The following is a 26,132-nucleotide window of genomic DNA, read 5'->3' on the forward strand; positions in this document are numbered from 1 at the left end:
TGGGAGGGGTGGGCAAATGAGCCATTTGGATCCGCAATTGCAGCAGGCCGGTTTGGCGGTGTCTGACGATGTCGCAATGCCGCCGCGCCTGTCGCTGCTGAACAACCGTTTCAGTGAGTTCGTCAACGCCGCACCGCTGGTGAGTTTTTTCAAGTCCTTCGTCGACCCGGTCGTTGTCGTTGCGGTGTTGTATCTGCTGTGCTGGCCTTTCCAGATCGCCTTTGACGGCTATACCTGCCTGCTGGCGGCGTTCGGTTTCCTGCTCTCGGCACAGGTGCTCGACGGCCTGTTCCTGTTCGTTCCCGGCCATGAGCGTCCCTGGCTCGGGATGGGGCGCTTTGCGGTGCAATGGTTGTTCATCTGCGTGTCACTGACCTTGCTCGGCTGGGTCAGCGGTTTTGCCGCGTACTTCCATCCGCCCTTCATCCTGACGTGGTTCGTGGCCGCGCCTGCGGCGCTGATTGCGGTGCATGCGCTGTTCAGACCGATTTTTTTCCTGCCGCGCGACACCATGCAGGCGCAGCGCCGGGCGGTGATCGTCGGCGCCAACCGGCCTGGCTGCGCGCTGGCCGATGCGTTGCAGACCGATCCGCTGCACCGGATCAACTGGCTCGGTTACTTCGATGATCGGGAGCTGGGCCGTCTGCCGGAGGTGAAGTCCTCGCGCCTGCTCGGCACCTTGCACGATCTGCCGCGCTACGTGCAATCGCACGGTATCCACAATATCTATATCTCGCTGCCGATGAGTTCGCAGCCGCGGGTGCTGGCCATCCTCGACGCGCTGAGCGATTCGACCGTGTCGATTTACTTCGTCCCCGATCTGTTTGTGTTTGATCTGATCCAGGCGCGCTTTGACCACATCGCCGGCATCCCGGTCGTGGCGGTGTGCGAAAGCCCGTTCATGGGACTGCGCGGCGTGCTCAAGCGCTTCTCCGATATCGTGCTGGCGCTGCTGATCCTGGTGCTGATCTGGCCGGTGATGCTCGCCGTGGCGATCGCGGTGAAGCTGACTTCACCGGGGCCGGTGCTGTTCAGGCAGCGCCGTTACGGCGCCGATGGCGACAGCATCGTCGTGTACAAATTCCGCTCGATGACCGTCATGGAAGACGGCGACAAGGTGGTGCAGGCGACCAAGCAGGATCAACGCTTCACGCCGATCGGCGGTTTTCTGCGCCGCTCCTCGCTCGATGAACTGCCGCAGTTCATCAATGTGCTGCAGGGCCGGATGAGCGTGGTGGGCCCGCGTCCGCACGCCAACGCCCACAACGAGCAATACCGGTCGCTGATCAAGGGCTACATGATGCGCCACAAGGTCAAGCCCGGCATCACCGGCTGGGCCCAGGTCAATGGCTTTCGCGGTGAAACCGACACGCTGGAAAAAATGCAGCGCCGGATCGAGTTCGATCTCGAGTACCTGCGCAACTGGTCGATTTGGCTCGATCTCAAGATCGTCGCCAAAACGGCGTTTTCGATGAGCGGCGATAAAAACGCCTACTGAATCACTGACCGACAGAGACCGATCGATGAGCAATCTATCCAGATACGGACTGGCGCTGGCCGCGCTGGCGCTGACCCTGACCGCGTGCAAGGACGAAGGCGAGAAAAAGTCGCCGAGTCAGGTGCTGGCCCGCGTTGGCGATGCCGAAATCACCGTGCATCAACTCAACTATCTGCTGGCACAGCAGCCCAATTCCGCCGACACCGCCGTCAAGCAGAAGGTGCTCGACGGTCTGGTTGATCAAGAGCTGCTGATCCAGAAGGCGACCGAGTTGAAGCTCGACCGTGATCCGGACATCGTTCAGGCGCTGGAGGCCGCGCGCCGGCAGATTCTGGCGCGTGCGGCGGCGGAGCGCGAGATTGGCAAGCCGGCCGAGCCGAGCCAAGCGCAGGTCGATGCGTTTTACCAGGCACATCCGCAGCTGTTTGCCGAGCGCAAGCTCTATGACTTCTCGATGTTGAGCATTGCCTCGACAGCGCTGAAGCCCGAGCTTGAACACGCGCTGCAACAGTCCAAAACCCCGGCCGATACGATGGAACTGCTCGAGCGGGACGGGATCGCCTACCAGCATACCGAAGTGCAAAAGGCACCAGAGCAGCTGCCGATACCGCTTCTGCCGAAGTTTGGCGCGATGAAGGCCGGCGACATCATCGCCGTGGCCGATGGCGACAAGGTGCTGCTGTTGCAATTGAAGGGAAGCAACCCGGCTGCGCTGCAGGGTGCCGAGGCACAGGCGGCGATCAAGCAGTATCTGCTCGCCAATCAGGCCGACGTGCTGACCGACAACAAGCTGAAGGCCCTGCGTACCACGGCCAAGATCGAGTACGTGCAGCGCTTCGCCGCCGCCGAGCAAGCCGGCAAGGGCACGGACGAATCGGTCAAATCGGGTCTGAAGGGGTTGAAATGATGTTGCGGGCCGTGTTGCTGTGGTGCGCCCTGTTCATCGCCGGCTCGGCGCTGGCCGAGACACGTAACGAGTACCGGCTCGGGCCGGGCGACGTGATCAAGGTATCGGTCTACGACCACGCGGATCTGCAGACCGAGATTCAGCTGACCCAGAACGGCGAACTGAACTTCCCGCTGATCGGCAAGATTCGCGTCGGGGGCAGTTCGTTCACCGAGGCCGAGCAGCTGATCGCGCGCAAGTTGAGCGAGGGCGGTTTCATCAAGAACGCCCAGGTCAATGTGCTGATCGCCCAGTACCGCAGCCAGCGGGTTTCGGTGCTCGGCGAAGTCAGCCGCCCCGGTCGCTATGCGCTCGAGAACGACGCCGACCTGATCGAGATGATCGCCACCGCCGGCGGTGTCGCGGCCAGCGGCGGCGATCGTCTGCTGCTGGTTCGTGGCGACGAGCGCCAGGAGCTGCTGCTGTCGCGGCTGCTGGCGGCGCAGCGCGCCGGCGAGCGTGCGCTCAAGGTGCAAAACGGCGATGTGATCTTCGTACCGCGGATGCAGCAGATTTACGTCTATGGCGAAGTCAACCGGCCGGGCAGCTTCCGTCTCGAAGAACGGATGACGGTGATGCAGGCGATCGCCACCGCCGGCGGCTACAACCCGCGCGCCGCGCGCCGCAGCGTTGAAATCCACCGCCGTCAGCTCGACGGCGCCATCGCCGAGGTCTCGCCGAAACTGACCGATCCGGTGCTCGATAACGACGTGATTTATGTGCAGGAAAGCCTGTTCTGAGATGAGAAACCACCCATGAAATTCGAACAGTTCTGGAATATCCTGCGCGCGCGCAAATGGATCGCGCTGGCGGTATGGCTGGTGGTGGTGGCCTCGGCGCTGGTGATCAGCCTGCTGCTGCCCAAGCAGTACACCGCCGCATCGGTGATCGCCGTCGACATCAAGGCCAACGACCCGGTGACCGGTCAGCCCGTCGCCGGCTATCTGGCGCCGAGCTTCATGGCGACGCAGATCGACATCATCGCCAGTCAGAACACCGCGCTGAAAGTTGTCGATGTGCTCGGTTTCGCCAATCTGCCCGAGGCGCGCAGTCAGTTCCTCGCCGCGACCGGCGGGCACGGCGACGTGCGGCAATGGTTCGCCGAAACGCTGCTGAAAAGCCTGGAGGTCAAGCCGAGCCGCGACAGCAATGTGATCAGCATCGACTATACGGCGACCGACCCGAAATTCGCCGCGGCGCTGGCCAATGCCTTCGTGCAGGCCTACGTCAAGACCACGGTCGAGATCAAAACCGCCGCAGCGCAGCAAAACAACCAGTTTTTCCAGGGGCAGCTCAAGGGCCTGCAGGCCAATCTGGAGAAAACCCAGCAGCGCCTGTCCGACTATCAGCAGCAGCAAGGCCTTGTCGCCGCCGATGAGCGGCTCGATATCGAAACGCAGCGGCTCAACGACATCGGCAGCCAGCTGGTCGGCGCGCAATCGCAGACCTATGACGCGCAATCGCGCGCACGCGGCGGCGCGGCGGCGCCGGACGTGCTGAACAATCCGCTGATCCAGCAGCTGAAAAACCAGCTGGCGCAGCAGGAGGCCAAGCTCAAGGAGCAGGCCGAAAAGAACGGCCCGAACCACCCGCATTACCGCCAGGCGCAGGCCGAGGTTGAAGCCTCGCGCACCCAGCTCGGCCAGCTGCTGGGGCAATACGCCACCGGTTTGTCCGGCGTCGCCGGCAACTCGGCCGCACGGCAGGGGGCGCTGCAACAGGCGCTGGCGGCGCAGAAGACCAGGGTGCTCGAACTCAAATCGCAGCGCTCACGCGCCGAGATCCTGCAGCGCGACGTCGAAAGCGCCCAGCGTGCCTATGAGCAGGCGCTGCAGCGCACCTCGCAGACGATGCTGGAGAGCCGTTCCAATCAGACCAATATCGTGGTGCTGCGCAGCGCGACCGAGCCGGCCAGTGCGTCGCAGCCACGGGTGCTGCTCAATCTGATGCTTGCGCTGCTGATGGGCGGCCTGCTGGCGGTGGTCACCGCGCTGGCGGTCGAGCTGCTCAATCGCAAGATCCGTGCGCGTGCCGATATCGAAGACGCCCTGGGCCTGGACATCCTCGCGGCCATCCCGGCAATGAAATTGCAGTGATCCTGGCGGAGCAGACTATGAACCAAGCGGTACGTTTACCCCTTTCGAACGACAAGGGCATCCAGGGCGGCCTGATCGGACAGATCCTGCTGGCGAAGCAGAAAATCGCCATCTTCGATCTGCCGCGCATCGCCGAATGCCAGCTCGAATACGGACTGCGTTTTGGCGAGGCGGCGCTCAAGCTCGGCCTGTTGACCAGCCAGGATATCCAGACCGCGCTGTCGGAGCAGTTCGATTTCCCGGTGCTGGCCGAGGCCGGGCGCATTCACCGTCAGGTGGTCTGCGCCTACGATCCCTATTCGCCGCAGGCCGAGGCGGTACGCAGCGCGCGCACGCAGCTCTTGCTGCACTGGCTCGACGGCAACCGCAAGCTGGTCGCGATCGTGCCGGCCGACGACGATACCCAGCATGGCGAGCTGTTCTCGGCCAATCTGGCGGTGACGCTGGCACAGGCGTCGCTGCAGGTGCTGGTGATCGACGCCAACCTGCGTCAGCCGACGCAGCATGCCTTGTTCGATGTCGCCCAGGGTCAGGGGCTGGCCGATTGCCTGGCGGCGCGGGCGCGCGTCCCCGAGGTGGTCCGCGCGGTCGAGGGGCTGGACAACCTGCATCTGCTGCAGGGCGGCACCATCGCGCCGAATCCGCAGGAGCTGCTGTCCAAGCCGCTGTTTGCCGAGATCCTGCAGCAGGCGAGTGCACATTACGATGCAGTGATCGTCGTCAGTGCCGCACTGAGCCAGCCGTCGGACATGCATCTGGTAGCGACGCGCGCGCGCGGCGCGATCCTGGTGGCCACGCGCAACCATACGCGGCTGAAACCCTTGCTCGGCGCCAAGGCCAAGCTTCAGTCCTCGGGTGTGCATCTGATCGGAGTCGTGCTCAATGACTGAGCTGCTACGTCGCTTGCCGGCCCGGGTGAACTGGGCGCTGGCCTTACCGCTCCTGCTGGGGGTGTTGCTGCTGTACGTGCCCCTGTACCGCGAGCTGCTGGCGGGGACCTGGCAGACCGAGGATCAGGCCCATGGCCCGTTTATCGTGCTGATCTGCGTCTGGCTGCTCGGCCGCATCGTCTGGAACGGCCCGGTGCCGACCAGCACGCCGCGGCCGTCGAGCGGCTTGCTGCTGTTCGGCACCGGCCTGCTGTTGTACGTGGTCAGCAAGTCGCAGGACATCCAGTTCCTGGCGGTGTTCTCGCAGTTCTTTGTCTTCGCCGGGCTGGCGCTGGCGCTCGGTGGCTGGCGCTGCCTGCGGGTGCTGGCCTTTCCGCTGTTTTTTTTGATGTTCAGCGCGCCGCTGCCCGGCGCGCTGGTCGATGCGCTGACCGGGCCGCTCAAGCATTTCATTTCCGGCATCGCCGAGCAGATGCTTTACGGCGCCGGCCTGCCGGTGACGCGCAGCGGTGTCATCCTCTATGTCGGGCAGTATCAGTTGCTGGTCGCCGACGCCTGCGCCGGCCTGCATTCGCTGTTCTCGCTGGCCGCGCTGACCTGCCTCTATCTCTATCTGCAGCAATACCGCAGCCGCTGGCGCAATCTGGTTCTGCTGGCGCTGGCGATCCCGTTCGCGATCACCGCGAATCTGATCCGCGTGATCATCCTGGTGCTGATCACCTATTACCTTGGCGATGCGGCCGGGCAGGGTTTCATGCACGGCCTGGCCGGCATGGTGATGTTCGGCAGCGCCTTGCTGCTGATTCTGGGCACCGACGGCGTGCTCGGCAGACTGTGGCTTTTCAAGGAGGGACGAGCATGATTCGGCGCCAACTCTGGCTGGCGTGGCTGATGGCCGCGCTGATGATCGCCGCCGCCGTCGCCGCGGCGCAGCTGCGCCCGACCCAGGCGCTGCGCTCGCTGCCGAAACAATGGCTGGCGCAGGCGGTGCCGGCGCAGTTCGGCGACTGGCAGATCGACGCCAGCATCGCACCGGTGGCGCCCGATCCCACCGTTCAGGCCGCGGTCGACAAGATCTATACCGACGTGCTCAGCCGCACCTACGTCAATAGCAGCGGCGAGCGCATGATGCTGCTGATCGCCTACGGCCAGCGGCAAAACGACAGCCTGCGCGTGCACCAGCCGGAAGGCTGCTACGGCGGCCAAGGCTTTGTGCTCGGCCCGCCGCAGTTCACTCAGGTCGACGTCGCCGGCGGCACGCTGCCGGTACGCCGGCTGGTCGCCAGTCAGGGTTTGCGCATCGAACCGATCACCTACTGGATGACCGTCGGCAACGATCTGGTGCTCACCGGCTGGGCCGCCAAGCGCGCGCAACTCAAGTCCGGGCTGCGCGGCTACCTGCCCGACGGGCTGCTGTTCCGGGTGTCGTCGATCGATGCCGACACCGACGCCGCCTACCGGGCGCAGCAGGATTTCCTGAACCAGCTGCTGCGCGCGACACCCCAATCCGCCCGGGCCATCCTTACGGGGCGCGTCGGTGCTTAGGGTCTGGCTGCCGGAGAATCCGCTGCGCGTCGCGCTCTGGTCCGGTGCCGCCGTGCTGGTCGGCTTGCTGGCGCTCTTGCTGGGCGGGGCGATCGCCATCGGCTTCTACACGGTCCCGGCCTTGCTGGTCGCGCTGCTGATCGGCGGGGTGTTTCTGCAGCTGCCAGATCGCCATGCCGTGCTGTTGCTGATGGCCGTGGTGCTGCTGCTGCAGGGGACGGTTGGCTATTACAGCGGTTTTACCAAAATATCCTGGCTGGCCTACGGCCTGGCCGGGCTGTTCGCGGTCAAATTACTTGCGCGCTTATTGGCCGCATCGTCGCAGATCAAATCAGATACGCCTGTCTGGGCCTACCCATTCTTCGCGTTCGCCGTCATCGCCTTGCTTGGTGTGCTGATCAATCGTCCGCAATTGCCGCAGCTGATTGCCGGTTTCAAAAATCAGTTGCCGTTCTGGCTGGTTGCTTTTTATCTGCCGATGGCCAGGCTCGACGATCGGGACTGGTCGAATATCTGGCGCTTTCTATTGGTCGTGCTGGTGTGCCAAGTGCCGCTGGCATTGCACCAGCATTTTTTCATCGCCGCTGCACGGGCGGTCATGGGTTGGGACGCCGTTGTCGGTTCGTTTGGCGGCAATCCGGACGCTGGCGGGCTGAATGCCGTGATGGTGCTTTACGCCGTTGTTGCCGTTCTGCTGGTGATCAGCCTTTACCTGGATAAAAAGATGTCGCTGCGCCACGCCTTGTTTTACGGCGTTTGCGCAATGATGGTTATTCTGCTCGGCGAGGTGAAGGCGGCCTTTGTATGGCTACCGGTTGGCGTGCTGCTGCTGCTGGGGAAACGTCTCGTGCGCAAACCGCTCACCTTGCTTTCGGTGCTGCTGGCGCTGGGGTTATTTGTCGCGGTCGTCGATTTAACCTACGAAAAACTGTATTGGGCCGACGTGCCGCAGAAGGGCTTTTCGGAAAATGCTGCGCACTCGGTGGACTACTTTTTCGACTCGAAACTGATCGACCCAAAAACCGGCGAGGTCAGCCGCGGCGCATCCATTGCCCTTTGGGTTAATGATCGTTCGCTGGATCCGTATGCCCGATTGCTCGGCAACGGCATCGGCTCATCGGTATCTGGCGCGATTTCGATAGGGAGCGCAGCTAAACGATATGCACCACTCGATATCGGCTCTACCGGTGTCGCCGTGCTGCTGTGGGATTATGGCGTCGTTGGTTTTATTTGCTATGTCGGTATTTTTCTGGTGGCTATCATCGGGATATGGCGCTCAAAGGATGCCGCTGTGAGTGCCAGTTCATCGCGCCTGGTCGTCGCGGTGTTATTCCTTTGTTTGTTTACCCTTATTTATAATCGTACGCTGATCGATGAACCTGCAACGCAATTGCTCGTGGCTTTGGCTTTAGGGTACACGGCGAGAAAAAAAGTTCGGGAATCGGGTAATGCTTAAACTCATAAAGCGCCTTGTTTTTAAAATTCAACGGCTCTGGGTGGAGTCCAGTAGTGATCGTTATATTGGATATCTGCGACATAAAGGAGTCAGGGTTGGTCATGGCGTGGTCGTTCATGATCCACGTCGCGTCACGATTGATTTAACCAGACCTTCTCTGGTTAGCATTGGCAATAATGTGCAAATCACGCGCGGTTTCCTGCTGCTGACCCATGGCTATGATTGGTATGTCTTGCGCAACCTGTTTGATGAGGTCTACGCGTCATCGGGGCGCGTGAGTATCGGAAATAATGTGTTCTTCGGGTTTAATGTCACCCTCCTCAAGGGGGTTGAAATCGGTGATAACTGCATTATCGGCACCGGCGCGGTGGTGACTCGAAGCATTCCCGCTAATTCGGTCGCGGCGGGCGTGCCTGCTCGGGTTATTTGCTCGATCAACGAATACCGGAATAAACGTCGGTCCGAATATGTCGCCGAAGCGAAAGATTATGCCCGCAGCCTCGTTGAGGTATACGGTCGTCGCCCCGTGCGCACCGATTTCTGGGAAGAATTTCCAATTTTCCTGAATGGGGACCAATTGGCGGATGGCGTTCCTGTTAAAGACCAGCTTGGTGCCTCATTCAACACTTATCGTCGCCTTCATCGTGCGCCTTATCAGGGCTTTGAAGATTTTTTGCAGGATTGCGATCTTCCTTCGGTGCAACATGAGTCATAGACGATCGCCGGAAGTGAATATTGTCGATTCTGTCGGGGCTGGCCCAGTACACGGCGCATCGGTACGGTTTGTGAACCGGGATCGAAACAAATGAATGACAAGCATCGAATGATCCATGGCGTGAAATGGGCGGCCGCCCGTGCTTGGGGTATGAGGCTGTCAAGCCTGCTTGTGTTTATGGTGTTGACACGCTTGCTGTCGCCTGCGGATATTGGCGCAGTGGCCATGGTCTCGGCAATTCTGGCTATCCTGCTGGCGTTGAGTGAACTGGGTCTGGCCGACTATCTGCTATATGCCGAGGATAGCGAAAAAACAAGAAACCAGATTTTTTTCTTTCAGCTGACAGTTGCTGCGGTACTGGCGTGCGTCACCTTTATTGCGGCACCTCTGATGCTGGATTTTCTTGGGCGACATGATTCGGCGAATGTGATCAAGGTGCTGTGCTGGAGCTTGCCGCTGGCCACGCTGACCATGGTGCACGATGCAGTATTGCGAAAGACGCTCGATTTCAAGACCATTGCCGTTCGTTCGTTGATATCGTCGGTTGCCGGTGCAATGACCGGTATTGCCGCCGCGTTTGCCGGCGCCGGCTTGTGGAGCATCGTTATCAAGCATCTGGTTGAGCTGACGCTGATGGCCGTGCTGATCTGGCGTGCATCGTCTTGGCGGCCTACTTGGCAGATCGATTTTTCCGGTTTCAAATCGATTATTTCTTATGGCGGGCATATTGCCGGTGCTCGAATGCTGGATGTGCTTGCCGCCAATCTGGATGACTTGATAGTCGGTGGTGCCATGGGGCAACGCGAATTGGGTATTTATTCAGTTGGGAAGCGGATCTATCAGATCTGCAATGATCTGATTGGCGCGGTGACCTCCCAAGTGGCGGGGCCGGTATTTGCCCGGGCCCAAGGGGATATCGCGCAGTTGCGTGGTATGTATCTTCAGGCGATGCGGATGTCGGCTTGGCTGGTCATGCCTTTTTATACGACTTTACTGTTGTTTTGCCCGCTGATCGTGCCATTGATATTTGGTGCGCAATGGCAAGATTCGGTCTGGGTTTTGCAGCTGTTTTGTGTGGTCGGTTTTCTGTCGCCGCTCAGCCAGTTCAATTGGGCGGTATTCATGGCTGCGGCACCATCAAGAATCAGTCTGTTCTATTCTGTCCTGCGTAACGGATTTTCGATGGCGGCCTTGCTGGTTGGTGGCCTATTCGGCATGAATGGTATTTTGTTCTCGCAAATAGGCCGGTCTATCATCCTCTTCCTGACGGGTCGCGGGTATTTGTTTCGGTATGTCCAGATTCATCTCCGTAGTTTTCCCGCCGCGCTCGTTCCCGCCCTCATGTCAACGGGCTTGATCGCGCTGGGCGTGTTGCTGGTGCGCATGATGACCACCGGCTTGGTGCCGTGGTTGAGCTGGGGGCTGCAAATGCTTTTGGGGGGGGCTCTTCTTCTGGCCTCTTGTGCATTGCTGTATCGCAGCATCCGATCGCAGCAGATCAGCGCGTAAAGAGCGTGGCGTTCAAGTAATGAACGGGTAAAAAAATTCCATTGAAGCGTGATTGATAATGAAACATATAGAGCTAATTTCCTCTTTGCAGTCCAAACTGGTGGATGTTCTGGATCCATACATCAAGCCAGGCATGCGCGTGGCATTGATCGATTTTCCGCACCATGCCAATGCCGGTGATTCGTATATATGGTTTGGGCAGATCGAGTACCTGCTGCGGAGGGGGGCGAATATCGTCTATGTTTGCTGGAATGGCGCCTATGATCCTGACTGCATCAAGCATGTGCTTGGTCCGCAAGGAGTGGTGCTTTTTCACGGTGGTGGCAATTTTGGCGATCGTTGGTCCGAGCCGCATGCGCTGCGTCTGCGAGTGCTGAATGATCTCAAGGGGCATCGGGTCATTCAATTTCCGCAAACCGTGCGCTTTGACCATGCCGAAAATATCGTGGCCACTCAGGCTGCCGTTGCCGAGCATGGCGATTTTGTTCTGTTTGTCCGCGATCAGGCATCGTATGATTTTTCCACCGCGCATTTTGGGTGCCCGGTTGAATTGAGTCCGGACATGGCTTTCTTTATCGGTGCCCGCAAGCCCGTGTCGGTACTTCGTGACGGTATTGTATTGGCGCGTACCGATATCGAATCGGCGGGTCCCAAGGCGGTGGCGCATCTCGATCTGACAATGCTGCCTGGGGTTTGGCTACGCGATGATTGGCTTGTGCCTGATTGGGCCGAGGCTAAGCTGACCAATTTTCTGTGTCGTTTCAATCGGCGCTGGAACCGGAATGCGCTGGGCCGGGCGTTGATGGTCATTCTGGCGAATCGATTGGCATCCCAACGGCTCAAGCGGGGTATACGGCAATTGTCCAGTGGCCGCTTGGTGGTCACCGATCGCTTGCATGCCCATATCCTGTGCTTGTTGCTGGGCAAGCGGCATATGGTGATGGATAACGATTATGGAAAAATTTCCACCTTCCATCAGGCTTGGACTCGTTCCGCCGAGGATGCCAAGTTTGTTCGTGTGCTCAACGATATTCCGCAACAGTTGCGTGCAATGGCGGATGCCACATGAAAGCCCGGATAGTCATCGCCACATGGTTTTACGAAGGTCAACCGGGTTTTCTGGATTTCAAATACCGGATTGAGGCGTTGGCAAGGCGCTATCAGGTGACGCTGTTGTTGCGGCATGAATGCTTTCGGAGTGAGTTTGCCGACCTTCCCCTGACGATTCAGGTCTTGCACACCAAGGGCACCAGCGTGCGAGAACAATTTGGTTTTTTGCGCCGTTGTGCCCGCACGGTGAAAAACGATAGCGCCGATTTGCTGGTTTTGCTCGGATCGCAACTGGCCCTGTGCGCCTATATGGTCAAATCGGTGCCGACCTTGCTGTACTGGAACGAGCATCCGACGCATTTCTTTTATCCGGATTACCGTAATCCGCTCAAACGGCTGGTTTATCGCAGCCTGTTGCGCGGTAATTATGCGGCTGGCAAGCGGGTGACGCGGGTGATGCCGATCGGCGAGGCGCATCGAGAGGATTTGATCGCCAATGGCGTACCCGCTGCGCGTGCCGAACTGATCTATATGGGTGTCGAAGACCGGTTTGGCTATCTGGCCAAGGTCAACAGCGGCCCGGCTTTGCGTTTGGTTTATACCGGCACCGTCATCAAGGAGCGCGGCCGTGACGTGATGCTCGAAGGCGTGGCATTGGCGCGCCGGCAGGGCCTGGATGTGCGACTGACCATTGTCGGCGCGGGCGAGGATCAGTTGGTTTATTGCCGCGATTACGCGAGTACGCTCGGGATTGCCGATGCCGTCGACATTGTCGGGCGCGTGCCGGGCAGCGCGATTCCGGCTTATCTCGCCGAGGCCGACGTGGGCATCTGCATTTGGGAGGACCGGGTCTGGTGGCGCTTCAATCCGCCGACCAAATTGTTCGAATACCTCGTCGCCGGCTTGCCGGTGATGGCAAGCCGGATCCGCACGCATACCGATTACATCCACGATGGCGCCAATGGCTGGATTTTCGACTACGACGCGGCGGCATTCGCCGAATGTCTGCAGCGGATTCAGGATCAACGCGCTGAATTACCGGCCGTATCGTTACGCGCGCACGGCTCGGGTCAGCGATACCTCTGGTCCCACATCGAACCCCAGTTTCTCGCCGTGGTTGACGACGCGCTGAACCCCGGCCAATCCAGCCGTGTCCCGGCATGAGAATGTTATGCGCATGATTCAGTTTGTCCCCGAAACGCTGCCCACCCATCGTGCCGATGTACAGGCGCTGTTTGCCCGTTATTTACCACGTCTGGGCATCACCAACGATATCGTCGGCTATGCCCGGACACAGCCGTCGTCAGTACCCCTGGAATGGGGCGGTGGCGAGATCGTTGCGGTCGGCGCGGGGCAACGCAAGCTGTTGGCGCATTTCGGTTTTGCCGCGACATTGTTTAATGCAGGCATGCGTCGTGATTATCGCTTGTTGCAGGTGCGCGATATGGTCTGGGCCGGCCTGTTGGGGCTGATTGTCGCCAAATTGACCGGTAAGCGCTTTTGCTACTGGATGTCGTTCCTGATGAGCGAAAGCCGCATGCGCCGGGCACGCGATCGCAGCGAAAGCGTCTCGGCACTGAAACGCCCGCTGCTGTTTGCCAAGGGCTGGCTGGAGTACCAACTGCTGTATCGGCTGATCTTGCCGCAGGCCGATCATGTCTTCACCCAAAGCGCTGCGATGAGCGACTACGTGGCGGGCAAGGGTATTGCGGCGGCCAGGCTGTCGGCGGTGCCGATGGGCGTCGATCTGGAACGCGTTGCCGCGATCACCCCGCAGCGCTGGCCGGCGTGGCCCGATGGCCCGGTGGTGTGCTACCTCGGCGCACTCGACCGTTTGCGCGGGCTCGAAGTGCTGATTGAAGCGATTGCGCAATTGCAGCAAACCCTTCCCGGCGTGCGCCTGCTGCTGATCGGCGATGGCTCGCATCCGCCCGAGCGGGCGTTTCTGGAGCAACGCGCCGCCGAGCTGGGTGTTGGCGACGTGGTGCAGATCACCGGTTGGTTGCCGAGCGAGCAGGCGTGGTCGCTGGTGGCCGCTTGCGATGTGGCGCTGTCCTATGTGCCGCGCGGTTTTCTGTTCGACGTGTCCTCGCCGACCAAACTTGCCGAATATCTGTCGATCGGCATGCCGTCCGTCGCCAACGATTCGCCCGATCAGGCGGTGGTGCTTGGTGACTCGGAGCGTGGCTGGCTGACCGATGGCTCGGCGGACGGGTTTGTCAAGTCAATTACAGTAGCATTACAACAACCTGCCATTGCACGATTGCGCGCAGCGGCAGGGCGTGCCTACATTGAGCAGCATCGAAGCTATGCTCGTCTCGCCGAGGGGGTAGCCGAGACTTATCTTCGACTCGCTGGAGCACAATGATGACACGCTCGTTCCTCAGGGCAGCCTGCCTGCTTGCGGTGGTGCAGTTATTCGGTTGCGGCAAGGGCCAGCCCGATTTCGGCCTGGCCGGCTCGTTCTTGCCGGCGGCGACCGCCAGCGGGCTTTCATCCGGTGCCGACGGCGTATATGGGGCGCCGCAGGACTGGCTGACGCTGACCCGGCCCGAGCTGGCGATCCAGCCCGGCAGCCCGCTGGATTTCAGTGGCCTTTTTCCCGAGCAGCGTATCGACGGGCCGATCCGTATCGATGGCGACGGGCATTTCGTCAACAACGCCGGCCGGGTGCGCTTTAGTTGCGCATCGGCGAGCTTCACGCCGGCTTATGGCGCTTATCCCGATCACGCTACGGCATTGGCTTATGCGCGGCAATTCCGCATGGCCGGCTACAACCTGGTGCGTTTTCATTTCACCGACGCCAATCTGATGAACGGCCGCAAGGTCGATTTTGACTACGATCCGGAACAGCTGGATCGGTTCTTCTTCTTCCAGAAGGCGCTCAAAGACGAGGGCATCTATTGGTTTGTCGATGGGATGACCTCGTGGAACGGCGCCAAGGGCGACGTTCAACCCGATCGCTGGGCCGGCAAGTACAACCTGAAGGTGGACGTGCATGTCGATCCGGCGGCGCGGCAACACTGGCTCTCGCTGGTGCAGACGCTGTATGGCCGGGTGAATCCGTATACGGGGAAGAGCACGCTGGCCGACGATGCCTTGGCCGGGGTGATTCAGGTCAACGAAGGCGGCTTGCACTTTTTATCGATGGTGGCGAGGAAGGTCCCGGCGGCAATCCGGCCCGGACTGCGGGCGTGGCTGACACAACGCTACCCGGATCCGGCGCGGTTCGAGGCGGTCTGGGGCCAGCCATATGGCGCGATCGCCGACGATACCCTGGTGCTGCCGGACCCGGTGAGCAGCACCGCGGCCATGACCGACGTACTTGCCTATTTCAGCGTGCTGGAGCGTGACACCGCCAGCTGGATGAGTGCGCGCCTGCGCGAACTCGGCTACCAGGGGCCGATCACCTCGTACGACAACAATCCATCGATGCAAGGCTGGCAGAGCCGGAATCAGTTCGACTGGGTCGACATGCACGCCTACAAGGGGGAGCCGAGCCAGTTCGTGAGTCCGGGCAGCGTGCTGGCCAACACCAGCTCCTTCGATGGGCGTTTGCGTTATTACCAGTTGCTGGCGCAGAACCGCATCGCCGGCAAGCCGTTCACCGTGACCGAGTACGGCCAGCCGTTCTGGAGCGAGTGGCGCCGCGAAGCCAGTCTGGTGATGCCGGCCTATGCCGCGCTGCAGGATTGGGATGCGTTCTGCCAGCATGGCAACAGCTCGGCGGAGCTGAGCTACGGTCGCAGCAGTGGTTGGCACACCGCGCTGCGGCCGTATGCCGTTGGCTACGATCCGGTCGCCGTGGTCGGCGAACGCCTGATGGCCTTGCTGTATCGGCGCGGCGATCTGCAGGCGGATAGTCCGCGCGTGCGGCTGGTGCTGGGACAGGGCGCGGCCGATGCGGCGACGTTCAAGTACTGGGGGATCACCGATAGCTATGGCGAGATCGGCTTGTTGCGCGGCATCGAATCGGCGCCGGCGCCACTGGATCAGCCGGGGGTGCTGAATGTCACCGTTGAATCGCCATCGACATTCAGCCTGGCCATGGCCGGCCTCGCCCGACGTACCGGGCTGGTACCCGAGACCCCGAAAGGGGGCATGGCCGCTCAGTTACCGGTCAGCGCCCTGAACGAATCACGCCCCGTCGACGGCTACTTCCGCAGCAAGGAGGGGCAGATCGTCGTCGATGCCCGTGCCCGGACCATGACGGTGATGACGCCGCGCACGCAGGCGCTGTTGCTGTCGCAAGCCGGCGAGGCGCAGCCGGCCGGCGTGTTCAAACAACTAACGGTAAACACCCCGATGCTGGTGGCGCTGTCATCGCTCGACCCTCAAGCCTTGTCGCAAAGCCGCAATGCCCTGCTGATGCTGGCCAGCGACGCGCTCAACAGCAATATGGGCTTTGACGATGCCGGGCGGACCACGCTGCGCCGGCTTGGCAGCTTTCCGCTGAAGATGCCGCCGTCGCAGGTCGCACTGGGGCTGGATCTCGGCGCGGTGACCAGCGCCAGCGCGACGGTGCTCAACCTCGACGGCAGCGCCGCGCGCAGCGTGCCGGTGACGCTGCAGAACGGCCTGCTGATGCTTGAACTTGATGACGCGGCGGCCGGTTCGGATCCGACCGTCTACGTGCAGTTGCAACTGACGCGATGAAAGAATGAACACATGACTGGAGAGCAAAGTGCCCACGCTGTTGGCCATCAATAACTACCACTATCGCCGCGGCGGCGCCGACGTCGTTTATCTGGAGCAGTCGCGTTTGCTGCGTGAGCAGGGTTGGCAGGTCGCCGACTTTGCCATGCAGCACCCGCGCAACGAGGCAACCGACTATGGTGAGCATTTCGCCGAGGAGATCGAGCTGGGCCATGCCTATGGCCCCCTGACCAAGGCCAGGCACGCGGCCAAGATCATCTACTCGTTCGAGTCGGCAAAGAAAATCCGCAAGCTGATCGAGCAGGTGAAGCCGGATGTGGTGCACGCGCATAACGTTTACCACCATCTGTCGCCATCGGTGCTCAAGGCCGCACACGATTGCGGCGTGCCGGTGGTGCTGACCGCGCATGATCTGAAGCTGCTCTGCCCGGCGTACAGCATGCTTTCACACGGCAAGGTGTGCGAAGACTGCAATACTCGCGGCCGCAAAGCGCTGCTGGAAAAACGCTGCATGAAAGGCTCGCTGGCGCTGAGCGGGCTGATCTATCTGGAGTCGAGCATTCACGATGCTCTGGGGCTGTATCGCAAGCACATCGACCGGCTGATCTCGCCCAGTCATTTCCTGATGAACAAATTCAGCGAATGGCGCTGGGATGGCGCGCCCTTGAGTCACGTGCCCAATTTTGCCGATGTCGATGCGCTGCAACCGCAGTACGAAGCCGGCAAGCATTTCCTCTATTTTGGCCGTCTGAGCCAGGAAAAGGGTTTGCCGACGCTGATCGATGCCGTGGCCAAGGCCGGCGTCGAATTGTGGGTGGTCGGCACCGGCCCGCTGGAGGCCGAGCTGCAACAGCAGGCCGAAAGCAGCGGCGCCAAGGTGAGATTTTGCGGTTTTCAAAAAGGCGAGGCGCTGTGGCAACTGGTTCGCACTTGCCGTGCCATCGTGCTGGCATCGGAGTGCTATGAAAACGCGCCGCTGACGATCATCGAAGCCTATGCCTGCGGTAAACCGGCCATCGGCGCCCGTATTGGCGGCATCCCCGAGCTGATTCGTCCGGGTGAAACCGGCGCCATCTTTGAAAGCGGCAATAGCGACGATCTGGCGCGTGTGCTGCGCGACTATGTGCGCATGAGCGATGCCGACGTCGCCGAGCAAGGTCGCAAGGCCAGGGCATGGGCGGAGCAGGATTTCACTGTCGAGCGGCACGTTTCCCGACTGATGCAGGTTTATCGCGATGTGGGGGTGAAGGTATGAGTGCTGAAAGCCCTGAACAAGCGCAAGGCACGGCTGGCCTCAAAGTTGCCATCGTCGGCTTGCGCGGCTTTCCCGATGTGCAGGGCGGCGTCGAGCGTCATGTTGAGTCGCTGGCACCGCTTCTGGTGCAACAGGGGGCCAGGGTCACCGTCTACGTGCGCGAACCGTATATGCGCCACTTTGCCGGCGATGTCTGGCAAGGCGTGCGTTTCTGCCGGATCTGGTCGCCGGTCGGCAAATCGTCCGAGGCGCTGGTGCACACCTTGCTCGCCGTGCTGGCGGCGGCATGGCAGCGCAACGAGGTGATCCATTTCCAGGCCATCGGCCCGTCGTTCTTCGCGCCGCTGGCCCGGCTGCTCGGCATGAAGGTGGTGATGACGCATCACAGCCAGAACTACTTGAGCCAGAAATGGGGCAAGGGCGCGCGGCTGTTCCTGCGCACCGCCGAGCGTTTCGGTGTGCTCGGCGCGCATCGCGTGGTGGTGATCTCCCGGCATCTGCAACAGTGGGTTGCGCACGCCTTTGGCAAGGACGCGGTGCTGATTCCGAACGGTGTCACCGTTTTTCCCGCCGGCAGCGGTGACGCCGACCTGCTGCCGGCGATGGGGCTGGCAGGGGCGCGCTACCTGCTCCACGTCGGCCGCCTCGTGCCGGAGAAGCGCCACCATGACCTGATCGATGCCTTTCTGCGCAGACCGCCGCCAGGCTGGAAACTCGCCTTTGCCGGCGCGGCCGATCACGCGGATGCGTACTCGGCGTCGGTGCTGGCGCGGGCCGGCGACAACGTCGTTTTTCTTGGCCGCAAGAACGCAGCCGAACTCGCCAGCCTGTATGCGCATTGCGGCATGTTCGTGCTGCCGTCCTCACTCGAAGGCCTGCCGATCTCCTTGCTCGAAGCGCTGAGCCTGGGCGCGCCGTCCATTGTCAGCGACATCGAACCGCATCTGGAAATGCAGCTGCCGGCGGAGAGCTATTTCCCGCTGGGCGACGTGGATGCACTGGCCGAGCGAATCACCCACTTTGCCCAAATCGGCGCACGCTGGGACGACTGGGCCGAACGGGTGCGTCGCGATTACGACTGGCATGCCGTGGCACGGAACACCCATGCGCTTTACGCCGCTTTGTAAGCGATCCAGCCTTGTTTGGCGGCAATAAAAAAGCCCCATGTGAAATACACATGGGGCTTTTTTGACGTTGTGGCGGAAGCGCAGAGATTCGAACTCTGGGGGGACTCACATCCCCGACGGTTTTCAAGACCGCTGCCTTAAACCACTCAGCCACGCTTCCAAGGCTGCGAATTCTACCAGAGCCCGCGCCATCTGACAGGGTCAGGCTGCGAGTTTCTCCAGTACGGCGAAACGGGCGATGGCGTTGTGCGGGGTTTGCTCGATCGTATTGCCAAGGCGGATGCGATAACGCTTGCTCTGCGCGCCAAGACGGAACTCGCGGTGGTCGGCGTAAAACCCCTGCGGTAGCACCAGAAAACGCCCCTGATTCATCGCCGGGTTTTCGGCGGCGTACAGGCCGGTAAAGCTGCGGTCGCCGAGTAGGGGCGTCAGATCGACCGCAACCGGATTGCTGGCCAGTGTTTCGATGCCCAGATCAACGATGCCATCCGGTTTGCGGGTGATGCGGCGAACGATGCCAAGGCTGAACGGCCGTTTTTCCAGCCCCTGAATGCCGAGCAGTTCACCCACCTGCAGTTTGTCGTCATTTCTGCCGCGATAGCGGATGCCGAAGCCGCTGCTGCTTGCGTCGATCAGCTCCCATTGCCCGGCTTTGCCTCTGCTCTGACCACGCAGCGCCTGGATGGCTTCGTCCAGCCCGCGCCAGATGGAGATGGCCTGTTGGGCCGGGTGGCGCTCGTGCTTGCGGATCGGTGCTGCGCTGTCTCGCGACCAGCGCTCGGCCAGCGTGGCCAGCAGCTCCAGATTGGCCGGATGTCGCGATTCATCCGGCAAACCGTGCGTTGCCGGTTCGTCGCCGGCGTTCAGGGCGCCGAGCACCATGCGGATATGCTGCAACAGCGCTTCGGTACTCCAGTAACGCCAGTTCTCACCCACCATGTCGCGGCGCAGTCGTTTGGGGGCGGTCGAGCCGGCGAGATTGGCTGCGTAGAGTTGCTGCGTGGGCCGGATTTGCGTTTCCAGATCGATCTTGCTGCTCCAGCGCTTGAGCCATTGGCCGACCAGTTCGATTTGTCCCGGCTGCAGCTTTTCCGGTGCGGCCAATGCCAGCATCAGCGCCTGCATGTACTCGCGGCTGGCGTTGGTGATGTCGTCGTTGGGGTAGGGTTGCAGCGGCGCGTGCGTACAGCCAAGGAGCTCGGCGTACTGATACAGCCGGTGCAGCTGACGCCAGCCCTGCGCGTCGACTTCCATATAACGCAGTGCCGTCCATTGGGTTTGCCGGGCGGCATACATCAGTCCGCGCAAGACGTAGTACGGCAGCTCGGGGTTTTTTTGTTGTTTGCTCTGCAGGGCCTGCTTGACGCACAGCCGGTAGGCCTCGGCCATCTCCCGCCAGAAGGCCAGGAGCGTTGGCAGTACCTGATGCGGTGCCGCGGCCTCGTCGATCAGCTTGCCTTGATAAATCTCGACCAGATGGGCTTGCAGCGCGCGGGCCTTTTCATCGAGATAGGGGACGGTTTTCAGGCGCTCTTTCAGGGGGATGCGGGCGTTGCCGTTCAATTGGTGCAGCGCGGTGACGATCTCGATCTGGGCTTGCAGGATGTCGCTCTCGGGCAACTCCTGCATCAGTACGGTCGCAGATTTGTAATCGTATACACCCTGACGCTCACGCCGGCCAAGCAATGCGCCGACCAGCGCCCTGAAATCGAATAGGCTCACCGGTGTTCTCCCTTCATCTAGCAATGCTGTTCACGTCAGTTTTACCAGTAAAGACATGAATCGCGCTAGGGCATGTGCGTGTAGTGCTTACAAAATTCAGCGATCCGGCCACAGGCTTGCGCAAGCCGATCAATAGGCTGACTGTAGGCAAAGCGCAGCATCGTCGGCGCCTGACCAAAGTCGAGCCCCGGCGTTACCGCGACCGCTTCGCTGGCAAGCAGGCGCGCGGCAAAGTCGCTGGCGTCGTGGCTAAAGCGACTGGCATCGACCCACAGGTAGAACGCACCTTCGGCGGGGGTGGCCTGGACAAAGCCAAGCTGGTTCAAACGCCCGGCCAGATAAACGCGACGCGCATCGAATTCCTGACGTCGCGCTTCCAAAATCGCCAGCGTTTGCGGCGCGAATGCCGCCAGCGCCGCGTGCTGTGCCAGCGTCGATGGCGCCAGAAACAGGTTCTGTGCCAGTTTCTCCAGATCGGCGAGCGCCCATTCCGGCGCGACCAGCCAGCCCAGTCGCCAGCCGGTCATCTGGAAGAACTTGGAGAAGCTGTTGACGATGAACACGTCATCGGCCACCGAGAGCGCGGTTTCGTGCGGCCGGCCGTACACCAGCCCTTGATAGATTTCATCGACGATCAGCGCGCCGCCGCGGGCACGGCAGGCATCGGCCAGCGCGGCAACCTCGGCGAGTTCGAGCACGGTGCCGGTTGGATTGGCCGGGCTGGCGACCAGTGCGGCAACGGTTTTCGCCGACCAGTGTGCGGCGATATGTTCGGCCAGCAACTGATAGCGCGTCCTCGGCCCGACCGGCACGTTGATCGCCTTGCCTTCAAACAGCCGCACCAGATGCCGGTTGCACGGGTAGCCCGGATCGGTCAGCAGCACTTCGTCATCGCGATCGACCAGTAGCGCCAGAATCAGTTGCAGCGCGCCTGATGCGCCGGGAGTGACGATGATGCGGCGCGGATCCACCATCACACCAAATCGGCTGGCGTAAAAGCCGGCGATGGCCTCGCGCAGCGCGGGCAGGCCGCAGGCGCCGGTGTAGAAGGTCTGGTGTTTGGAAAGCGCTTTGACGCCGGCGTCGACAATGGGCTGCGGGGTCGGGAAATCGGGTTCGCCGACTTCCAGATGGATCACGTCGCGGCCGGCGGCCTCGAGCGCCTGCGCATCGGCAAGGATGCGCATGACGTGAAAAGGCGCGATCTCGGCAAGGCGGGAAGCAGGGGTCATTTGTGCTAAAATCCGGCGAATTTCGCAAAACGATCAAGTACCTAGCGTGTGCTTGGAATCGTTTTGCCAAGCACTGAATTCTAAATCGCTTCGGCCGCCTTGCGCGCGCCTCGACGGATATTTACGCCCATGATCAGTACCGCAAACATCACCATGCAGTTCGGCGCCAAGCCGCTGTTCGAGAAAGTGAACGTCAAATTCGGCGATGGCAATCGCTATGGCTTGATCGGCGCCAACGGCTGCGGCAAGTCGACCTTCATGAAGATCCTCGGCGGCGACCTCGAGCCGACTGGCGGCAATGTGTCGCTCGAACCGGGCGTGCGCCTCGGTAAACTGAAGCAGGACCAGTTCGCCTTTGAAGACGTGCGCGTGATCGACGTGGTGATGCAAGGCCACGCCGAGCTGTGGGCGGCGATTCACGAACGCGATGCGATCTACGCCAACCTCGAAGCGACCGAGGATGATTACATGCACGCGGCCGAGCTCGAAGGCAAGGTCGCCGAGTACGACGGCTATACCGCCGAAGCACGCGCCGGCGCGCTGCTGCTGGGGGCCGGGATTCCGATCGAGCTGCACACCGGGCCGATGTCCGAGGTGGCGCCGGGCTGGAAGCTGCGGGTGCTGCTGGCGCAGGCGCTGTTCAGCAATCCGGACGTGCTGCTGCTGGATGAGCCGACCAACAACCTGGACATCAACACGATCCGCTGGCTGGAAAACACGCTGAACCAGCGCGATTCGACCATGCTGATCATTTCGCACGATCGCCACTTCCTGAACCAGGTGTGCACCCATGTGGCCGACGTCGACTACGGCGAAATCCGCATTTATCCGGGCAACTACGACGACTACATGCTGGCGAGCACGCAAGCGCGCGAACGGCTGCTGACCGACAACGCCAAGGCCAAGGACAAGGTCATCGAGCTGCAGGCGTTTGCGCAGCGCTTTGCCGCCAACAAGTCCAAGAGCCGTCAGGCCACGTCGCGACTCAAACTCGCCGACAAGATCAAAGACAATATGGTCGAGGTGAAGCCGTCGAGCCGGCAGAACCCGTACATCCGCTTCGATATCGACGACAAGCAGAAGCTGCATCGCCAGGCCTTTGAAGCGGCGAACCTGTCCAAATCGTTCGACAAGCCGCTGATCCAGAGTCTGTCGATGATTTTCGAAGCCGGCCAGAAGCTGGCGGTAATCGGCGGCAACGGCGTCGGCAAATCGACGCTGATGAAGCTCCTGGTCAATGCGCTCAAGCCCGATGCCGGCACGGTGAAGTGGGCCGAGAAGGCGACCATTGGCTACTTTGCGCAGGATCACGAGGAAGACTTCGAAGAAGACATGACCGTGTTCGACTGGCTCAAGCAATGGGGCCAGCCGGGTGACGACGACCAGGTGATCCGCGGCGTGCTCGGCAAGCTGCTGTTCGGCGGCGACGACGTGAAGAAATCGGTCAAGGTGCTCTCCGGTGGCGAGAAGGGCCGGATGCTGTACGGCAAGCTGCTGCTGGAAAAAACCAATGTGCTGGTGATGGATGAACCGACCAACCATATGGACATGGAGTCGATCGAATCCTTGAACCTGGCGCTGGATCTGTACAAGGGCACGCTGGTATTCGTGTCGCACGACCGCGTGTTCGTGTCCTCCTTGGCGACGCAGATCCTCGAACTGAATGGCGATGGCAGCTATACCCATTACCTTGGCGGTTACGAGGAGTATCTGGAAAGCCGCGGCCTGGAGTAAAACCCGCCTCGTTCGGCGGCTGCGCCTGCGCATCTCGCAGCCGTCCGATGCTCGAAATCCTCATGGACTCAATGTCCATTCCGGTTTCTGTGCTTCGGGCGTCAGCGACCTGCTTTGGCTCGCTCGCCGACCGAGACAGGTTTCGCCGCGTTCGCGCCCCACCGACGCCGTTTGCCCAAGGGCGAACGGCGTTTTTTCTGGTCATTCGAGCCTGCGAGCCTGCGGCTTTCCCGACTTGTCCTTTTGAATTTCCCGGTTTAGCGTTTAATCATGCAACGACAAAGCCAGCTGCAATTGCCGGTCTACCGCGCGCCACGATGGCTGCCGGGCGGGCACGCGCAAACGATCTATCCGGCGACGCTGCTGTGGCAGCGGCCGCCGGTTTATCGTCGTGAGACCTGGGTCACGCCCGATCTGGACAGCATCGTCGTCGACTGGGTCGACGGCCGCGCCGGCACGCCGATTCTGGTGTTGTTCCACGGGCTGGAGGGCGGCTCGCGCAGCCATTACGCCATCTCACTGTTCCAGCATTTTTATCCCAAGGGCTGGCGCGGCGTGGTGCCGCATTTCCGTTCCTGCGGCAATGTCACCAACCGGCTGCCGCGTGCCTATCACGCCGGCGATGCCAACGAAATCGACTGGGTGCTACGGCGGATCCGCGCCCGCCATCCGGATGCGCCGATCTATGCGGTGGGTGTGTCACTCGGCGGCAATGCCTTGCTGAAATGGCTGGGCGAGCAGGGCCACGCCGCCAATGATGTGCTGATGTCGGCGGCGGCGGTCTGCGCACCGCTGGATCTGGCCGCCTGTGGCGAGGCGCTGGATAACGGCTTCAACCGGCGCGTCTACACGCGTAATTTCCTGCGCACGCTCAAGAGAAAAACCCTCGCCAAGCTCAAGCTCATCGAGAACCCGTTTATCGACGGCGCCAAGGTGCGCGCGGCGACGACGCTGCGCGAGTTTGACGATCTGGTCACCGCGCCGCTGCACGGTTATCGTAGCGTCAATGACTACTGGACGCGTGCGAGCAGCAAGCCGGGGCTCGTCAATGTGTGTGTGCCGACGCTGGTGATCAATGCCAAGAACGATCCTTTCGTTCCCGCCGCGGCCTTGCCCGGCGAGCAGGATGTCTCGCGCTGGGTGACACTGCTGCAGCCGGACGAAGGCGGCCATGTCGGCTTTCTTTCCGGCCCGCCGCCGGGCCGGCTCGATTGGCTGCCAAACACATTGATGCGTTACTTTCAGTTCTACGCGCAAGACGCGTACTGAGCGAGGTTCTCCATGGCAAGCATCCCCGCCGAGATTTTCAAAGCCTACGATGTGCGTGCGTGCACCGATCTGCTGACACCCGATGCGGCGTATCTGATTGGCCGTGCCCTGGGTGCCGAAGCGCGCGCGCAAGGCCAGAGCCGGATCGTGGTCGGCCGTGATGGCCGTCTATCCAGCCCGGCGCTGGCCGCTGCGCTGATCCGCGGGCTGCGAGCGAGTGGGCTGGACGTGCTCGAGCTTGGCCTTGTCGCGACGCCGATGATGTACTTCGCGGCGATCCGTCACGCCGGCGGTTGTGGCGCGGTGGTCACCGGCAGCCACAGCCCGGCCGATTACAATGGCATCAAAATCATGCTGGCCGGTGTGACCATCGGCGACCGCAAGCTCAAGGGTTTGTACGAGCGCATCGTTGGCGAGGATTTTGTCGCAGGCAAAGGCACGGTGACGCCGCTGGAAATCGACGCGGAATATCGCGATGAGATCGTCCGGACCCAAGCGCTGGCACGACCGCTGAAGGTGGTGATCGATTGCGGCAATGGCGCACCGGGCGCGTTTGCGCCGGCGCTGTATCGTGCGCTGGGCTGCGAAGTGATCGCGCTGTTTTGCGACGTGAACGGGCATTTCCCCAATCATCACCCTGATCCGCAAGTCGAAAAAAACGTCGCCGAACTCAAGCGCGTGGTGCTCGACACCGGTGCCGATGCCGGGCTGGCGTTCGATGGCGACGGCGATCGTGTCGCCGCGATTACGCCTGCTGGCCACTATATCGCCGGCGACAAGATGCTGATGCTGTTTGCCACCGCCGAGCTGGCCAAGCACCCCGGCGGCCACGTGTTGTGCGACGTCAAATCGACGGGCGCACTGGCGAGTTGGGTCAGGGAGCACGGCGGCACGAGCGAGATCATCGCGACCGGCCATACGCATATGAAACGGCGGATGAAGGAAACCGGCGCCGTGGTCGCCGGCGAGTTGTCCGGGCATTTTGCCTTTGGCGCTTGGGGGCTGGACGATGGCCTGTTCGCCGGCGTGAAGCTGCTGCAAATGATTGCCGACGGCCAGAATCTCGACGATGCGTTGTCTAGCCTGCCGACGCGTTTGTCGACCCCGGAGCTGCAACTGCCGATCGCCGGTGATGGCCATGCGGCCGTTGCCCGTATTGTCGCGGCCGCGCGCTTTCCGAGCGCGCTGGACGTCATTTCGGTTGATGGTCTGCGCATCGAATACGCCGACGGTTTCGGCTTGATCCGAGCCTCCAACACCACGCCGGTACTGACCTTGCGGATCGAGGCCGACAACCGTGAGGGCGTCCTGCGGATTCGCGATGAACTGGCCGCCGCGCTGGCACCACTGCCATTCCCGGATTTCACGCTCTGAGCGTGGCTTGAATCGGGGCGCCCGGGTGGCGCCGCCCCGGTTTGCATCGGTACACTGC

General features: G+C 61.4%; 21 protein-coding genes and 1 tRNA gene. 19 read left to right on the forward strand and 3 right to left on the reverse strand.

The window, feature by feature from the left end; translation table 11 throughout:
- The first annotated feature begins 16 nt into the window (after positions 1-16).
- The 16 genes from JLC71_RS02060 (at position 17) to JLC71_RS02135 (ending at position 18,743) form a co-directional block, all read left to right on the forward strand.
- Positions 17-1,498, forward strand: a complete 1,482-nt coding sequence (locus JLC71_RS02060) for an undecaprenyl-phosphate glucose phosphotransferase (protein WP_236250948.1) — start codon at positions 17-19, stop codon at positions 1,496-1,498.
- Positions 1,499-1,523: 25 nt separating this feature from the next.
- A complete protein-coding gene (locus JLC71_RS02065) occupies positions 1,524-2,405 on the forward strand; it encodes an EpsD family peptidyl-prolyl cis-trans isomerase (protein ID WP_200917028.1) in 882 nt (293 codons plus the stop codon).
- Positions 2,402-3,184 carry an SLBB domain-containing protein gene (locus tag JLC71_RS02070; RefSeq protein WP_200917029.1) on the forward strand — a complete coding sequence of 261 codons (783 nt, stop codon included), beginning with the start codon at positions 2,402-2,404 and terminating at the stop codon, positions 3,182-3,184. The genes JLC71_RS02065 and JLC71_RS02070 overlap by 4 nt, the downstream gene beginning before the upstream one ends.
- Before the next feature lie 15 nt (positions 3,185-3,199).
- Positions 3,200-4,540, forward strand: a complete 1,341-nt coding sequence (epsF, locus tag JLC71_RS02075; RefSeq protein WP_200917030.1) for a chain length determinant protein EpsF — start codon at positions 3,200-3,202, stop codon at positions 4,538-4,540.
- Between the two features lie 17 nt (positions 4,541-4,557).
- The gene (locus tag JLC71_RS02080; RefSeq protein ID WP_200917031.1) at positions 4,558-5,430 is read left to right on the forward strand and encodes a CpsD/CapB family tyrosine-protein kinase; all 873 of its coding nucleotides are present in this window, start codon (positions 4,558-4,560) and stop codon (positions 5,428-5,430) included.
- Positions 5,423-6,292 carry an exosortase B gene (gene xrtB / locus JLC71_RS02085; protein WP_200917032.1) on the forward strand — a complete coding sequence of 290 codons (870 nt, stop codon included), beginning with the start codon at positions 5,423-5,425 and terminating at the stop codon, positions 6,290-6,292. Before JLC71_RS02080 ends, xrtB begins: the two co-directional genes overlap by 8 nt.
- Positions 6,289-6,975, forward strand: coding sequence for an exosortase-associated protein EpsI, B-type (gene epsI, locus JLC71_RS02090; RefSeq protein WP_200917033.1), 687 nt, complete (start codon positions 6,289-6,291; stop codon positions 6,973-6,975). The genes xrtB and epsI overlap by 4 nt, the downstream gene beginning before the upstream one ends.
- Complete coding sequence (locus JLC71_RS02095) at positions 6,968-8,431, forward strand: hypothetical protein (RefSeq protein WP_200917034.1); 1,464 nt, start codon at positions 6,968-6,970, stop codon at positions 8,429-8,431. Before epsI ends, JLC71_RS02095 begins: the two co-directional genes overlap by 8 nt.
- Positions 8,424-9,146: an acyltransferase gene (locus JLC71_RS16605; protein ID WP_200917035.1), complete on the forward strand. Its 723-nt coding sequence runs from the start codon at positions 8,424-8,426 to the stop codon at positions 9,144-9,146. Before JLC71_RS02095 ends, JLC71_RS16605 begins: the two co-directional genes overlap by 8 nt.
- 90 nt (positions 9,147-9,236) lie before the next feature.
- Complete coding sequence (locus JLC71_RS02105) at positions 9,237-10,655, forward strand: lipopolysaccharide biosynthesis protein (protein ID WP_200917036.1); 1,419 nt, start codon at positions 9,237-9,239, stop codon at positions 10,653-10,655.
- Between the two features lie 58 nt (positions 10,656-10,713).
- Positions 10,714-11,724, forward strand: a complete 1,011-nt coding sequence (locus tag JLC71_RS02110) for a polysaccharide pyruvyl transferase family protein (RefSeq protein ID WP_200917037.1) — start codon at positions 10,714-10,716, stop codon at positions 11,722-11,724.
- Positions 11,721-12,869 carry a glycosyltransferase family 4 protein gene (locus JLC71_RS02115; protein WP_200917038.1) on the forward strand — a complete coding sequence of 383 codons (1,149 nt, stop codon included), beginning with the start codon at positions 11,721-11,723 and terminating at the stop codon, positions 12,867-12,869. Before JLC71_RS02110 ends, JLC71_RS02115 begins: the two co-directional genes overlap by 4 nt.
- A gap of 7 nt (positions 12,870-12,876) precedes the next feature.
- Positions 12,877-14,073 (forward strand): glycosyltransferase, encoded by a 1,197-nt coding sequence (locus JLC71_RS02120; RefSeq protein ID WP_200917039.1) that lies wholly within the window; start codon positions 12,877-12,879, stop codon positions 14,071-14,073.
- On the forward strand, positions 14,073-16,361 hold the full coding sequence (locus JLC71_RS02125) for a hypothetical protein (protein WP_200917040.1): 2,289 nt from the start codon (positions 14,073-14,075) through the stop codon (positions 16,359-16,361). Before JLC71_RS02120 ends, JLC71_RS02125 begins: the two co-directional genes overlap by 1 nt.
- A 28-nt stretch (positions 16,362-16,389) precedes the next feature.
- Entirely contained in the window at positions 16,390-17,616 is a 1,227-nt protein-coding gene (locus JLC71_RS02130; RefSeq protein WP_200917041.1) for a glycosyltransferase family 4 protein, read from the forward strand.
- Positions 17,613-18,743, forward strand: a complete 1,131-nt coding sequence (locus tag JLC71_RS02135) for a glycosyltransferase family 4 protein (protein ID WP_200917042.1) — start codon at positions 17,613-17,615, stop codon at positions 18,741-18,743. Before JLC71_RS02130 ends, JLC71_RS02135 begins: the two co-directional genes overlap by 4 nt.
- A 70-nt stretch (positions 18,744-18,813) precedes the next feature.
- Here the strand turns inward: JLC71_RS02135 and JLC71_RS02140 are convergent.
- The 3 genes from JLC71_RS02140 to JLC71_RS02150 form a co-directional block, all read right to left on the reverse strand.
- Positions 18,814-18,903 (reverse strand) — tRNA-Ser (locus JLC71_RS02140).
- A 41-nt stretch (positions 18,904-18,944) separates the two neighbouring features.
- A complete protein-coding gene (locus tag JLC71_RS02145) occupies positions 18,945-20,465 on the reverse strand; it encodes a cyclic-di-GMP receptor FimW-related protein (RefSeq protein ID WP_200917043.1) in 1,521 nt (506 codons plus the stop codon).
- 65 nt (positions 20,466-20,530) lie between these two features.
- Positions 20,531-21,697: a pyridoxal phosphate-dependent aminotransferase gene (locus JLC71_RS02150; RefSeq protein ID WP_200917044.1), complete on the reverse strand. Its 1,167-nt coding sequence runs from the start codon at positions 21,695-21,697 to the stop codon at positions 20,531-20,533.
- Positions 21,698-21,826: 129 nt separating this feature from the next.
- On the opposite strand from JLC71_RS02150, the gene JLC71_RS02155 reads away from it, so the two are divergent.
- The 3 genes from JLC71_RS02155 to JLC71_RS02165 all read left to right on the forward strand — a co-directional run bounded on the left by JLC71_RS02155 (position 21,827) and on the right by JLC71_RS02165 (position 26,074).
- On the forward strand, positions 21,827-23,431 hold the full coding sequence (locus JLC71_RS02155; RefSeq protein ID WP_200917045.1) for an ABC-F family ATPase: 1,605 nt from the start codon (positions 21,827-21,829) through the stop codon (positions 23,429-23,431).
- Positions 23,432-23,701: 270 nt separating this feature from the next.
- A complete protein-coding gene (locus JLC71_RS02160; RefSeq protein ID WP_200917046.1) occupies positions 23,702-24,700 on the forward strand; it encodes a YheT family hydrolase in 999 nt (332 codons plus the stop codon).
- Between the two features lie 12 nt (positions 24,701-24,712).
- Positions 24,713-26,074 carry a phosphomannomutase/phosphoglucomutase gene (locus JLC71_RS02165; RefSeq protein WP_200917047.1) on the forward strand — a complete coding sequence of 454 codons (1,362 nt, stop codon included), beginning with the start codon at positions 24,713-24,715 and terminating at the stop codon, positions 26,072-26,074.
- Positions 26,075-26,132: the final 58 nt, after the last annotated feature.

This window comes from Jeongeupia sp. HS-3 (assembly GCF_015140455.1).
Lineage (GTDB): Bacteria > Pseudomonadota > Gammaproteobacteria > Burkholderiales > Chitinibacteraceae > Jeongeupia.